Origin of the sequence: Citrobacter sp. R4 (genome assembly GCF_026719175.1) — a bacterium.
GTDB lineage: Bacteria > Pseudomonadota > Gammaproteobacteria > Enterobacterales > Enterobacteriaceae > Citrobacter_A > Citrobacter_A sedlakii.
Genome location: NZ_JAPPSU010000004.1, coordinates 22701 through 36661 on the forward strand (window position 1 = coordinate 22701; position 13961 = coordinate 36661).

Sequence of the window (13961 nt, forward strand, 5' to 3'; positions counted from 1 at the left end):
CAGTCGAGCGCAGCGCCATCAGGTAAAAATTATCAGGCGGCAATGACTTCATACGAGTGGGTAATATTCACCGCTTTTTCCAGCATCAGCGCCACGGAACAATACTTTTCGGCGGAAAGATCCACCGCCCGCGCCACCGCGGCGTCTTTTAATTCATGCCCCGTCACGATGAAATGCAGATTGATGTGGGTAAACAGGCGCGGCGCGTCTTCACGACGCTCGGAGGTCAGTTTTACTTCGCAATTGGTCACATCCTGTCGTCCTTTTTGCAGGATGGAGACCACGTCGATAGCGCTACAGCCGCCCGCGGCCATTAACACCATTTCCATCGGGCTGGGCGCTTTATCTCCCGAATTGCCGTCCATCAGGATCTGGTGTCCGGAAGCCGACTCGCCCAGGAAGGTTAACCCTTCAACCCATTTCACACGCGCTTGCATATTTTTTTACTCCAGTGCGTCAATTTTCCTGACAGATTACGCGTACATAACAATTCTCGCAACGGAAGGCGACCTGCGTCATGCTGAAGCGAGACACCAGGAGACACACGGCTAAAGCTATGCTAAAACAGTCAGGATGCTACAGTAATACATTGACGTACTGCATGTATGCAGAGGACTTCACATTAAAGGCTGCTGTCCGTTATTGACAGCCTCTTCCCAGGAAGCGGGAAGCATATTTTTGCAACCCCAGAGACAGCGCCGTTTTCTGGCTCTGGAGACAGCTTATAACAGAGGATAATCGCGCATGGTGCTTGGCAAACCGCAAACAGACCCGACTCTCGAATGGTTCTTGTCTCATTGCCACATTCATAAGTACCCGTCGAAGAGCACGCTGATTCACCAGGGTGAAAAAGCAGAAACGTTGTACTACATCGTTAAAGGCTCTGTGGCAGTGTTGATTAAAGATGAGGAAGGTAAAGAAATGATCCTTTCTTATCTGAATCAGGGTGATTTTATTGGCGAACTGGGCCTGTTTGAAGAAGGCCAGGAACGTAGCGCATGGGTACGTGCTAAAACTGCATGTGAAGTGGCTGAAATTTCCTACAAGAAATTCCGCCAGTTGATCCAGGTGAACCCGGATATTCTGATGCGTCTCTCTTCCCAGATGGCTCGCCGCCTGCAGGTCACATCAGAGAAAGTCGGTAACCTGGCCTTCCTTGACGTGACCGGTCGTATCGCCCAGACGCTGTTGAACCTGGCGAAACAACCCGATGCAATGACCCACCCGGACGGTATGCAGATCAAAATTACCCGCCAGGAGATTGGCCAGATCGTTGGCTGCTCTCGCGAAACCGTTGGTCGTATCCTGAAGATGCTGGAAGATCAAAACCTGATCTCCGCGCACGGTAAGACCATCGTCGTTTACGGCACTCGTTAATCCCGTCGGAAATGGCGCGTTACCTGGTAGCGCGCTATTTTTGTTTTCCCGATGTGGCGCAGACTGATTTATCACCCTGAGATCAACTACGCACTACGTCAGACGCTGGTGCTCTGTTTGCCCGTGGCCGTCGGCCTGCTGATAGGCCAACTGCATCTGGGCCTGCTTTTCTCCCTCGTTCCCGCCTGCTGTAACATTGCCGGGCTTGATACGCCGCACAAGCGCTTCTTCAAGCGTCTGGTCATTGGCGCCTCGCTATTTGCCGGGTGTAGCCTGGCGATGCAACTGTTGTTGGCGCAGGCGGTTCCGTTACCGCTGATTCTGACCGGGTTGACGCTGCTCCTCGGCGTCACCGCGGAGTTAAGCTCGCTTCACGCCCGCCTGCTTCCCGCTTCGCTGATCGCCGCAATTTTTACCCTCAGCCTGGCGGGCAATATGCCGGTGTGGGAGCCGCTGCTGATCTATGCGCTGGGGACATTGTGGTATGGACTGTTTAACTGGTTCTGGTTCTGGTTGTGGCGCGAACAGCCGCTGCGCGAATCGCTAAGCCTGCTGTATCGCGAACTGGCAGATTACTGCGAAGCGAAATACAGCATGCTGACCCAGCACACCGATCCGGAAAAAGCCCTACCGCCGCTGTTGGTGCGCCAGCAGAAAGCGGTTGACCTGATCACCCAGTGCTACCAGCAAATGCATATGCTGTCGGCGCATCACAATAACGATTACAAACGGATGCTGCGCGCCTTCCAGGAAGCGCTGGATCTGCAAGAACATATCTCAGTCAGCCTGCACCAGCCGGAAGAGGTGCAAAAACTGGTCGAGCGCAGCCACGCCGAACAGGTGATCCGCTGGAACGCGCAAACCGTCGCCACGCGTCTGAGGGTGCTGGCGGATGACATTCTGTACCATCGCCTGCCCACGCGCTTCACCATGCAGAAGCAAATCGGCGCGCTGGAAAAGATCGCCAATCAACATCCGGATAACCCCGTCGGGCAGTTCTGCTACTGGCATTTCAGCCGTATCGCCCGCGTGCTTCGCACCCAGCGTCCGCTCTACGCGCGCGATCTGATGGCGGATAAACAGCGGCGGCTTCCGCTGCTACCGGCGCTGAAAAGCTATCTGTCGCTGAAGTCTCCGGCGCTGCGCAACGCCGGTCGCATTAGCGTCATGCTGAGTATCGCCAGCCTGATGGGTACCGCGCTGCACCTGCCGAAGCCGTACTGGATCCTGATGACGGTACTGTTCGTGACGCAAAATGGCTACGGCGCAACGCGCGTACGCATTCTGCACCGTTCGGCCGGAACGCTGGCGGGACTCATCGTCGCGGGCGTGACGCTGCACTTTCATATCCCCGAAGGGTATACGCTGCTTTTAATGCTCTTCGTCACCCTGGTGAGCTATCTGATTATCCGCAAAAACTACGGCTGGGCGACGGTGGGGTTTACCGTCACGGCGGTGTACACCCTGCAACTGTTAACCCTGAACGGCGAACAATTTATCATTCCGCGGTTTGTCGATACGATCATCGGCTGTCTGATCGCCTTCGGCGGCACCGTCTGGCTGTGGCCGCAGTGGCAAAGCGGTCTGTTGCGCAAAAATGCCCACGACGCGCTGGAGGCGGACCAGGAGGCGATCCGCCTGATCCTCAGCGACGATCCGCAGGCGACGCCGCTGGCATACCAACGAATGCGCGTTAACCAGGCCCACAACACGCTGTTTAACTCGCTGAATCAGGCCATGCAGGAACCGGGATTTAATACGCATTATCTGGAAGATATGAAGCTGTGGGTCACCCACAGCCAGTTCATTGTCGAGCATATCAACGCGATGACCACCCTGGCGCGAGAACATACAATGCTGACGCCTGATCTGGCCCAACGATATCTGCAATCGTGTGAAATTGCGCTCCAGCGTTGTCAGCAGCGGCTGGAATATGACGGGCCGGGCAGCTCTGGGGATGTGAATATTCTTGAGGCGCCAGAGATGCTCTCCCACGGGCCATTGAGCACGCTGGAACAGCATCTCCAGCGTGTGCTGGGGCATTTAAATACCATGCATACCATTTCGTCGGTGGCCTGGCGCCAGCGACCGCACCACGGGATCTGGCTCAGCCGCCGGTTGCGCGATATGAAAGGCTGACGCTCTATGCGGCCTATTCGCTTACGACTTTCGCGACGGCTTGCGCGAAACGCTGCATTCCTTCGTCGATATCCGCCTCTTCCACCACCAGCGAGGGAGCAAAACGCATCACCTCAGGGCCAGCGTTGAGCACCATCACCCCCGCCTCCGCTGCCGCATACAGGAAATCACGCGCGCGCCCCTTATACTGCGGCTTCAGTGCGGCGCCAATCAACAGGCCCATGCCGCGAATGTCGCTGAAAACGTCAAAGCGTTCATCGATCTGTTGCAGATGCTGAACAAATCTCTGCCGCTTCGTCTGCACCCCACTTAACACGGCTGGCGTACTGATGATATCGAACGCCGCCTCCGCAACCGCACAGGCCAACGGGTTACCGCCATAGGTAGAACCATGCGAGCCCACGTGAAATGCCGAAGCGATATCCTGGGTGGTCAGTACCGCACTTACCGGAAAACCGCCGCCCAACGCCTTCGCGCTGGTCAGAATGTCCGGCGTCACGCCATAGTGCATATAAGCGAACAGATCGCCGGTGCGCCCCATGCCGCTTTGTACTTCATCAAACACCAGCAGCGCCTGATGCTCGTCGCACAGCTTGCGCAGGCCTTGCAGGAATTCCGGCGTCGCCGCCAGCACGCCGCCTTCGCCCTGTACCGGCTCGACCACTACTGCGCAGGTGTGATCGTCCATCACCGCGCTGACGGCGTGGAGATCGTTAAAGGGCACGTGAATGATATCGGCCGGTTTTGGGCCGAAACCATCGGAATACTTCGGCTGACCGCCCACGGAAACGGTAAACAACGAACGACCGTGGAACGCATTATGGAAGGCGATAATTTTGGTTTTGAAGGGGCTATGGCGGACGCATGCATAATGACGCGCCAGTTTAAACGCCGTTTCGTTGGCTTCCGTCCCGGAGTTCATGAACAGCACGCGCTCGGCAAAGGTGGCGGCGATAAGTTTCCGTCCCAGACGCAGCGCCGGTTCGTTGGTGAATACGTTACTGGTATGCCAGAGCGTTTCGCCCTGCGCTTTCAGCGCTTCCACCAGCGACGGGTGGCAATGACCGAGCGCGGTAACCGCAATCCCTCCGGCAAAATCGACATAGTCTTTGCCCTGCTGGTCCCAGACCCGGCTGCCTTTACCTTTCACCGGGATAAAGTCCGCCGGTGCATAAACTGGCAGAATGACTTCATCGAAAGTTGCGCGAGTTACTGCCGTTTGTTCAGTTGCCATCTCATGCCCATCCACTTATGCAAAAAACAATGTGAAATAATAATCACAAAATATGCATAAAAAATCACTAAATGGCAACCATAAATCATCGGTTAAGGAAATTAGCCAACAGTTGATGCCCCTGCTCGCTGAGAATACTCTCCGGATGGAACTGAACGCCCTCCAGATCCCAGGTCGTATGGCGAATCCCCATGATCTCCTGCGCCTCGCTCCAGGCGGTGACCTCGAAGCAAGCGGGCAGCGTGGCAGGATCAACAATCAGCGAATGGTAACGGGTTACCCTTAACGGGTTGGCTAAACCCTGAAACACCCCCTGCCCGTTATGGCGGACAGGCGCGGTTTTGCCGTGCATCACCTTCGCCGCGCGGACAATCGTTGCGCCGAAGGCCTGCGCCATCGCCTGATGCCCAAGACAGACGCCAAGCATTGGCAGTCGCCCGGCGTAATGGCGAATCGCCGCCAGCGAAATGCCAGCGTCATCAGGCGTACAAGGGCCGGGGGAGATGACGATTTTTTGCGGGCCAAGCGCGTCAATCTGCGGCAGCGTCAGCTCATCATTGCGCTTAACCAGCACATCCGCGCCCAGCTCGCAAAAGTACTGGTAAAGATTCCAGGTAAACGAATCGTAGTTGTCGATAAGCAGGATCATGGCGGCTCCGGTACAAGAAAACCACGCTATTCTACTCAGTTTCCTCGACTTCGCTTACCCCTTTCCGAAATATCGCCTCCAGCGCGCTAAGGTCGCCCATCGCCCCTTCCTGATTCGCCTGGTTCCAGCGATCGACCGGAATATCCCGCCAGTGCAGTAAATAGCCCGCGTGGATGGCCAACTGTTCAAAGAAAATACGCTGCGCCATACCACTGCCGATGCGGAACGGGTGCAGTACGTTGATCTCACAATAGTAATGCGCCAGGCGATTCACAAACTTCTCTTTGGGCAACCCAACCAGATACCCTTCTTCTTCCAGATCCTGCATCAGGGCGTTGCCTTCTTTCTCGATATACGCGAAATGGCAAAAGCGGGTATCGCCCTGATAAATATCGACCTCGCGCAATTGCCCTGCCCAGTCGAAAACATCCTGGTACAGCTGGCGATGGAGGGCGCATAAATGCGGTAGCCCTCGCTTCAGCGGGCCAAGCTCAATGGTTGCCGCCCGCAGCGCCGTCAGCTCCCATGCCGCCTGCGTCAGCCGCTCCGCCTGGCGGATCCCCAGTCGGTTACGCATAACGTTCAGACCGGGGTAAAGATACGGATCGCGATCGTCGCCGATTTTAGCGCTCATAGTGCCTCCGGAGTTCGTCAAGGCGTGCCAGCGCCTCTGGCGCGGTTAACGTGACTAGCGGGCTGTCGACGCCCTCAAGACGGCGGCTGGCCTGAAAATTGGTATTACGCTGCTGCTCCCAGAGCCGGGATTTCTGTCTGTCGGTGAGTTTTTTCACTTTACGCCTCCCTGATAGTCTCGTGTCTGCCAAGTATAAGCGGCAATACGCGGTTACGCAGGAAGGGGAAACAGGCGCGGGCATGAAACACCCGCGCCGAAAGGGATTACGGCAGGACTTTTGCGGAGAGGATAACGACCGGTTTTGTCGGCACATTCTGGTATGGGCCCACATCTTTGGTCTGAACCTGAGAGATCTTATCGGCTACATCCATCCCTTTCACAACTTTACCAAAGACGGCGTATCCGAAGTCGCGCTGGCCGTGATCGAGAAAGGCGTTGTCGGCGACATTGATGAAGAACTGGCTGGTGGCGCTGTCCTTGTCTGCGGTACGCGCCATCGCAATGGTGCCTCGGGTATTACGCAGACCGTTGTCGGCTTCGTTTTTGATCGGCGGATTCGGCTTCTTCTGCTGCATCTGCTCGTTGAACCCACCGCCCTGAATCATAAAGCCTGGGATCACACGGTGGAATGTGGTGTTGTTATAGAACCCGCTGTTCACGTAATCGACAAAGTTCTGCACTGATACTGGCGCTTTCTGGCTGTTCAGTTCCAGTTCAATATTACCGGCAGAGGTTGTCAGCAGAACGTGCGGATCCCCTTTCGCCGCCAACGCCGCAGGAGAGAGAGCAGAAAGGGCGAAAACAGCTGCGACAGCCGCCAGGGTCGATTTGAGCATGAGAATTCCTTAACGAGAGCGGTAACAAAAAGCAAGTGCTTTGATTCTAAAGAGGCTTCAGAGACAAGGCCATCCTTTTACCTATTTTTACTTACCAGAAACATCTGTAACTTACTGACCGTCAGTCTATGCGTGATTTTGATCACAATAAAAAATGTAACGCACTTATTAATTGCCAATAAAAGTTTAAATGAATCACTAAAGCGCCTAAAATCTGCCCGCTCGTGGCGCAGTCAATGCGCTTTACTTTCTTATACACACAGTTTTCAGGTGCGTATCAACACAGGCCAGTCATGACTAACAGCAACCGCATCAAGCTCACATGGATTAGCTTTCTTTCCTACGCCCTGACCGGGGCGCTGGTTATTGTCACCGGGATGGTGATGGGAAACATCGCAGAGTATTTCAACCTGCCGGTTTCCAGTATGAGTAATACCTTCACCTTCCTGAACGCCGGTATTTTGATCTCCATTTTTCTTAACGCCTGGCTGATGGAAATCGTCCCGCTAAAAACGCAGCTGCGTTTTGGCTTTATCCTGATGGTACTGGCGGTGGCCGGACTGATGTTCAGCCACAGTCTGGCGCTGTTCTCCGCTGCGATGTTCGTGCTCGGCGTGGTAAGCGGTATCACCATGTCGATCGGGACTTTCCTGATCACCCAGATGTACGAAGGCCGTCAGCGCGGCTCGCGCCTGCTTTTTACCGACTCCTTCTTCAGCATGGCGGGGATGATTTTTCCAATGGTTGCCGCCTTTTTGCTGGCCCGCAGCATCGAGTGGTACTGGGTATATGCCTGCATCGGCCTGGTCTATGTGGCGATTTTCCTGCTGACCTTTGGCTGTGAATTCCCCGCGCTGGGCAAACATGCACCGAAAAGCGATACACCGGCAGTAAAAGAAAAATGGGGCATCGGCGTACTGTTTCTCTCCATTGCCGCGCTGTGCTATATCCTGGGCCAGTTGGGCTTTATCTCATGGGTACCGGAATACGCGAAGGGACTGGGAATGAGTCTGAACGATGCCGGTACGCTGGTCAGCAACTTCTGGATGTCTTATATGTTCGGTATGTGGGCATTCAGCGTCATCCTGCGTTTCTTTGACTTGCAGCGCATCCTGACGGTGCTCGCCGGTCTGGCTGCGGTTCTGATGTATCTGTTTATCACCGGCACGCCAGCGCATATGCCGTGGTTTATCCTCGCGCTGGGCTTTTTCTCAAGCGCCATTTACACCACGATTATTACGCTGGGCTCCCAGCAGACGAAAGTGGCGTCGCCAAAGCTGGTTAACTTTGTGCTGACTTGCGGCACCATTGGCACCATGTTGACCTTCGTGGTCACCGGTCCTATCGTGGCGCACAGCGGCCCGCAGGCGGCGCTGTTCACCGCTAACGCTCTGTATGCCGTCGTGTTTGTGATGTGCTTTATCCTCGGTTTTGTCACCCGCCATCGCCGTCACGAGGTGTCCGCGATGCATTAATTCAGTTGCCCGGTAGCGTAGGGTTACCGGGCATCCTGATCTTTCCTGAGCCGGATAAAACGTAACGTGTTGTCGTCCGGTCCGCCTCCCTCTAAGGTCTTAGCGCCTCTCTTCGCCGGGAGTAGCTGGAGATGCTGAAAAACCCCTCATTTTGTACGTTATTTATACAATCGCGAAAAGTCTGACATTTCCGTGACTTATAAAAATCCTGACAAATCAGCAATATACCCCTTAAGGAGTATATAAAGGTGAATTTGATTTGCATCAATAAGTGGGGTTGCTGAATCGTTAAGGTAGGCAGTAATAGAAAAGAAATCGAGGCAAAAATGAGCAAAGTCAGACTCGCTATTATCGGTAATGGTATGGTCGGCCATCGCTTTATTGAGGATCTTCTTGATAAATCCGACGCTGCCAATTTTGATATTACTGTTTTCTGCGAAGAACCCCGCAAAGCGTATGACCGTGTGCACCTGTCATCTTACTTCTCCCATCACACTGCCGAAGAACTCTCTCTGGTGCGTGAAGGCTTTTACGAGAAGCATGGCGTGAAAGTGCTGGTCGGCGAACGCGCTATCACCATCAACCGTCAGGAAAAGGTGATCCACTCCAGCGCGGGCCGCACGGTTTACTATGACAAGCTGATCATGGCCACCGGCTCCTATCCGTGGATCCCGCCGATTAAAGGCTCCGAAACGCAGGACTGCTTTGTCTATCGCACCATTGAAGATCTCAATGCCATTGAGTCCTGCGCCCGTCGCAGCAAACGTGGCGCGGTAGTCGGCGGTGGACTGTTAGGCCTGGAAGCGGCCGGCGCGCTGAAAAACCTCGGCGTGGAAACCCACGTCATCGAATTCGCGCCAATGCTGATGGCGGAACAGCTGGATCAGATGGGCGGCGAACAGCTACGCCGCAAAATCGAAAGCATGGGCGTGCGCGTCCACACCAGCAAAAATACCAAAGAGATCGTCCAGACAGGGACCGAGGCGCGTAAGACCATGCGTTTTGCCGATGGTAGCGAACTGGAAGTCGACTTTATTGTCTTCTCGACCGGTATCCGCCCACGCGACAAGCTGGCGACCCAGTGCGGCCTTGATGTCGCTACGCGCGGCGGGATCGTGATTAACGACGCCTGTCAAACTTCTGACCCGGACATTTACGCCATCGGCGAATGCGCAAGCTGGAACAATCGCGTTTACGGCCTGGTGGCGCCAGGCTACAAAATGGCGCAGGTCGCCGTTGATCATATCCTTGGCAGCGAAAACGTTTTTGAAGGCGCGGATCTGAGCGCTAAGCTGAAGCTGCTGGGCGTTGACGTGGGCGGCATTGGCGACGCGCATGGCCGCACGCCGGGCGCGCGTAGCTATGTTTACCTCGACGAAAGCAAAGAGGTCTATAAGCGCCTTATTGTTAGCGAAGATAACAAAACCCTGCTCGGAGCGGTGCTGGTGGGCGACACCAGCGACTACGGCAACCTGCTGCAACTGGTGCTGAATGCTATCGAACTGCCGGAAAACCCGGACTCCCTGATCCTGCCTGCCCACGCGGGTAGCGGTAAGCCCTCGATTGGTGTGGACAAGCTGCCGGACAGCGCGCAAATTTGCTCTTGCTTCGACGTCACTAAAGGCATGTTGGTCGCCGCCATCAACAAAGGTTGTCACACCGTCGCCGCGCTGAAAGCCGAAACCAAAGCCGGTACAGGCTGCGGCGGCTGTATCCCGCTGGTCACCCAGGTGCTGAACGCCGAACTGGCGAAACAGGGCATTGAAGTGAACAACAACCTGTGCGAGCACTTTGCCTATTCACGCCAGGAGCTGTTCCACCTGATTCGCGTCGAAGGCATCAAAACGTTCGAAGAGCTGCTGGCAAAACATGGAAAAGGTTACGGCTGTGAAGTGTGTAAACCCACCGTCGGTTCCCTGCTGGCCTCCTGCTGGAACGAATACATTCTGAAGCCGCAGCACACCCCGCTGCAGGATACTAACGACAACTTTCTGGCGAATATCCAGAAAGATGGCACTTATTCCGTTATTCCCCGTTCTGCTGGTGGCGAAATCACTCCGGAAGGACTGGTGGCGGTGGGCCGTATCGCCCGAGAATTTAACCTTTACACCAAAATCACCGGTTCTCAGCGTATCGGCTTGTTCGGCGCGCAGAAAGACGATCTCCCGGAAATCTGGCGTCAGTTGATCGAAGCCGGTTTCGAAACCGGTCATGCCTATGCCAAAGCGCTACGTATGGCGAAAACCTGCGTCGGCAGCACCTGGTGCCGCTACGGCGTCGGTGACAGCGTGGGCTTCGGCGTTGAGCTGGAAAACCGCTACAAAGGTATTCGCACCCCGCACAAAATGAAGTTCGGCGTCTCCGGTTGTACTCGTGAATGCGCCGAAGCCCAGGGGAAAGACGTGGGCATTATCGCCACAGAAAAAGGCTGGAACCTGTACGTCTGCGGTAACGGCGGGATGAAACCGCGCCATGCGGATTTGCTGGCGGCGGATATTGACCGTGAAACGCTGCTCAAATATCTCGACCGCTTCATGATGTTCTACATCCGCACAGCGGACAAACTGACCCGTACCGCGCCGTGGCTGGATAACCTGGAAGGCGGCATCGAGTATCTGAAGTCCGTCATTATTGACGACAAGCTGGGCCTAAACGCCCATCTCGAAGAAGAGATGGCGCGTCTGCGCGAAGCCGTGGTGTGTGAGTGGACTGAAACCGTCAATACACCCTCTGCGCAAGTTCGCTTTAAGCACTTCATCAACAGCGATAAACGCGATCCGAACGTCCAGGTCGTGCCTGAACGTGAACAGCATCGTCCGGCCACGCCGTATGAACGCATCCCGGTCACTCTGGTGGAGGAAAACGCATGAGCCAGTGGAAAGACATTTGCCACATTGATGACATCCTGCCGGAAACCGGCGTCTGCGCGCTGTTAGGCGAGGAACAGGTCGCCATATTCCGCCCGTATCACAGCGATCAGGTGTTCGCGATTAGCAACATCGACCCGTTCTTTGAGTCCAGCGTACTTTCTCGCGGACTGATAGCAGAGCATCAGGGCGAACTGTGGGTCGCCAGCCCGCTGAAAAAACAACGCTTCCGCCTGAGCGACGGGTTGTGCATGGAAGACGAAAGTCATTCCGTCGCGCATTACGACGCGCGGGTGAAAGAGGGCATTGTGCAGTTACGCGGTTAATTTTTTCGGGAGGCGCAACGCCTCCCTTTTTTGACGTTTTTTTCATTGTTAATTGTGTTCACAACGTCATTTGTGCGGCAGCGCAGAGGCTGAAGTGAAAAGGGATAATCAATACTATGTTTACTGACACTATCAATAAATGTGCGGCTAACGCTGCGCGTATCGCACGCCTGTCGGCAAAAAACCCGCTGGGATTCTGGGTAAGCTCTGCAATGGCGGGAGCCTACGTTGGCCTCGGCATCATCTTGATCTTCACGCTGGGCAACCTTCTTGAACCTTCTGTACGACCACTGGTGATGGGCGCTACCTTTGGCATCGCCTTAACGCTGGTGATCATCGCCGGTTCTGAACTTTTTACCGGGCATACTCTGTTCCTGACGCTCGGCGTCAAGGCGGGCACCATCACCCACGGTCAGATGTGGGCGATTCTGCCGCAAACCTGGCTCGGCAATCTGGTCGGCTCCGTGTTTGTCGCACTGATGTACAGTTGGGGCGGCGGCAGCCTGCTGCCGGTTGATACCAGCATTGTGCACTCCGTGGCGCTGGCGAAAACCACCGCGCCAGCCACGGTTCTGTTCTTTAAAGGCGCGCTGTGCAACTGGCTGGTATGTCTGGCGATCTGGATGGCGATTCGCACCGAAGGCGCCGCCAAATTTATGGCGATCTGGTGGTGCCTGCTGGCGTTTATCGCCTCCGGCTACGAGCACTCCGTGGCGAACATGACGCTATTTGCCCTCTCCTGGTTCGGTCACCATAGCGAAGCCTACACCCTGGCAGGAATAGGGCATAATCTGCTGTGGGTGACTCTTGGCAATACTTTGTCCGGTGTCGTATTCATGGGATTAGGTTATTGGTATGCTACGCCAAAATCGGAGCGTCCCGTTCCGGCGAAAATTAACCAAACTGAGAATCTGATCAGTGATTAAGGGGTAATGTCGTGGACCATTTGCCTATATTTTGTCAACTCCGTGACCGCGACTGTTTGCTTGTCGGCGGTGGTGATGTCGCAGAACGCAAAGCGCGGCTGCTGCTGGACGCGGGCGCGCGTTTAACGGTGAATGCGCTGGCGTTTGATCCGCAGTTCACCGTATGGGCAAATGAGGGCATGTTAACCCTGGTCGAAGGGCCCTTTGATGAAACCCTTCTTGACCCCTGCTGGCTGGTGATTGCCGCCACGGATGATGATGCAGTTAACCAGCGCGTCAGCGATGCGGCAGAATTGCGCCGAATCTTCTGTAACGTGGTGGACGCGCCGAAAGCCGCCAGCTTCATCATGCCGTCAATTATCGACCGTTCGCCGCTGATGGTGGCGGTCTCCTCGGGCGGCACCTCACCGGTGCTTGCCCGCCTGCTGCGCGAAAAGCTGGAATCCCTGCTGCCTCAGCATCTCGGTCAGGTCGCACATTACGCCGGAACACTGCGCTCACGTGTGAAGCAGCAGTTCGCCACCATGGGCGAACGCCGTCGCTTCTGGGAAAAATTCTTCGTTAACGATCGTCTGGCGCAGTCGCTGGCTAACACCGACGAAAAAGCAGTGGCGGACGTCACCGAGCAGTTACTTAACGAGCCGTTGGATCATCGCGGCGAAGTGGTGCTGGTGGGAGCAGGACCGGGCGATGCCGGCCTTCTGACCCTGAAAGGACTGCAACAGATCCAGCAGGCCGACGTGGTGGTGTACGACCGTCTGGTGTCAGACGACATCATGAACCTTGTGCGTCGCGACGCGGATCGCGTATTCGTCGGCAAACGCGCGGGCTACCACTGCGTACCGCAGGAGGAAATTAACCAGATCCTGCTGCGCGAAGCGCAAAAAGGCAAACGCGTGGTGCGTCTGAAAGGCGGCGATCCGTTTATCTTTGGTCGCGGTGGCGAAGAGCTGGAAACCCTCTGCCATGCGGGCATTCCGTTCTCGGTGGTGCCGGGAATTACCGCCGCCTCCGGGTGCTCTGCATACTCCGGGATCCCGCTGACCCATCGCGATTACGCGCAGAGCGTCCGTCTGGTCACCGGCCACCTGAAGACCGGCGGCGAGCTGGACTGGGAAAACCTGGCGGCAGAAAAACAGACGCTGGTGTTTTACATGGGCCTGAATCAAGCCGCTACTATTCAACAGAAATTGATCGAATTCGGTATGCAGGCGGATATGCCCGTCGCACTGGTAGAAAACGGCACCGCAGTAAAACAGCGGGTGGTGAAAGGCGAACTCGCACAATTAGGCGAGCTGGCGACGCAGGTAGAAAGTCCTGCATTAATTATCGTAGGTCGCGTCGTCGGATTACGCGAAAAGCTAAACTGGTTCTCCAACCATTAATACTGCCTGAACACTAAGGCCAGCACTGTCTGGCCTTTTTTATTGCCGTCAGGAATAAACGTCCGGAATCATACCTTCTTATAACCTCATGAATTTAAAGACATAAGCATCTT

At 55.4% G+C, this 13961-nt stretch carries 13 protein-coding genes; 7 read left to right on the forward strand and 6 right to left on the reverse strand.

The window, feature by feature from the left end; all coding sequences use genetic code 11:
* Nucleotides 1-32: 32 nt before the first annotated feature.
* Nucleotides 33-437, reverse strand: a complete 405-nt coding sequence (locus OOJ60_RS10805) for an OsmC family protein (RefSeq protein ID WP_205612545.1) — start codon at nucleotides 435-437, stop codon at nucleotides 33-35.
* A gap of 307 nt (nucleotides 438-744) precedes the next feature.
* Between OOJ60_RS10805 and crp the strand changes: the two genes are divergently transcribed.
* Nucleotides 745-1377 carry a cAMP-activated global transcriptional regulator CRP gene (gene crp / locus OOJ60_RS10810; protein ID WP_000242758.1) on the forward strand — a complete coding sequence of 211 codons (633 nt, stop codon included), beginning with the start codon at nucleotides 745-747 and terminating at the stop codon, nucleotides 1375-1377.
* A 51-nt stretch (nucleotides 1378-1428) separates the two neighbouring features.
* Nucleotides 1429-3516, forward strand: a complete 2088-nt coding sequence (locus OOJ60_RS10815) for a YccS/YhfK family putative transporter (RefSeq protein WP_042286307.1) — start codon at nucleotides 1429-1431, stop codon at nucleotides 3514-3516.
* Between the two features lie 13 nt (nucleotides 3517-3529).
* Here the strand turns inward: OOJ60_RS10815 and argD are convergent, their stop codons facing one another.
* From argD to ppiA, 5 genes are all read right to left on the reverse strand, one after another.
* Entirely contained in the window at nucleotides 3530-4750 is a 1221-nt protein-coding gene (argD, locus tag OOJ60_RS10820; protein WP_205612546.1) for a bifunctional acetylornithine/succinyldiaminopimelate transaminase, read from the reverse strand.
* 85 nt (nucleotides 4751-4835) lie between these two features.
* Nucleotides 4836-5399, reverse strand: a complete 564-nt coding sequence (pabA, locus tag OOJ60_RS10825) for an aminodeoxychorismate synthase component 2 (RefSeq protein WP_181822440.1) — start codon at nucleotides 5397-5399, stop codon at nucleotides 4836-4838.
* Nucleotides 5400-5430: 31 nt separating this feature from the next.
* Nucleotides 5431-6033 (reverse strand): putative adenosine monophosphate-protein transferase Fic, encoded by a 603-nt coding sequence (locus OOJ60_RS10830; RefSeq protein ID WP_042286314.1) that lies wholly within the window; start codon nucleotides 6031-6033, stop codon nucleotides 5431-5433.
* Nucleotides 6023-6190: a YhfG family protein gene (locus OOJ60_RS10835; protein WP_060571196.1), complete on the reverse strand. Its 168-nt coding sequence runs from the start codon at nucleotides 6188-6190 to the stop codon at nucleotides 6023-6025. Before OOJ60_RS10835 ends, OOJ60_RS10830 begins: the two co-directional genes overlap by 11 nt.
* 106 nt (nucleotides 6191-6296) lie before the next feature.
* Nucleotides 6297-6869 (reverse strand): peptidylprolyl isomerase A, encoded by a 573-nt coding sequence (ppiA, locus tag OOJ60_RS10840; protein WP_042286322.1) that lies wholly within the window; start codon nucleotides 6867-6869, stop codon nucleotides 6297-6299.
* A 293-nt stretch (nucleotides 6870-7162) separates the two neighbouring features.
* On the opposite strand from ppiA, the gene tsgA reads away from it, so the two are divergent.
* From tsgA to cysG, 5 genes are all read left to right on the forward strand, one after another.
* Complete coding sequence (gene tsgA, locus OOJ60_RS10845; protein WP_042286325.1) at nucleotides 7163-8344, forward strand: MFS transporter TsgA; 1182 nt, start codon at nucleotides 7163-7165, stop codon at nucleotides 8342-8344.
* 326 nt (nucleotides 8345-8670) lie between these two features.
* Complete coding sequence (nirB, locus tag OOJ60_RS10850; protein ID WP_042286328.1) at nucleotides 8671-11214, forward strand: NADPH-nitrite reductase large subunit; 2544 nt, start codon at nucleotides 8671-8673, stop codon at nucleotides 11212-11214.
* Nucleotides 11211-11537, forward strand: coding sequence for a nitrite reductase small subunit NirD (nirD, locus tag OOJ60_RS10855; protein WP_200035615.1), 327 nt, complete (start codon nucleotides 11211-11213; stop codon nucleotides 11535-11537). The genes nirB and nirD overlap by 4 nt, the downstream gene beginning before the upstream one ends.
* A 116-nt stretch (nucleotides 11538-11653) precedes the next feature.
* A complete protein-coding gene (gene nirC / locus OOJ60_RS10860; protein WP_199957555.1) occupies nucleotides 11654-12463 on the forward strand; it encodes a nitrite transporter NirC in 810 nt (269 codons plus the stop codon).
* Nucleotides 12464-12474: 11 nt separating this feature from the next.
* The gene (gene cysG / locus OOJ60_RS10865) at nucleotides 12475-13848 is read left to right on the forward strand and encodes a siroheme synthase CysG (RefSeq protein ID WP_042286335.1); all 1374 of its coding nucleotides are present in this window, start codon (nucleotides 12475-12477) and stop codon (nucleotides 13846-13848) included.
* Nucleotides 13849-13961: the final 113 nt, after the last annotated feature.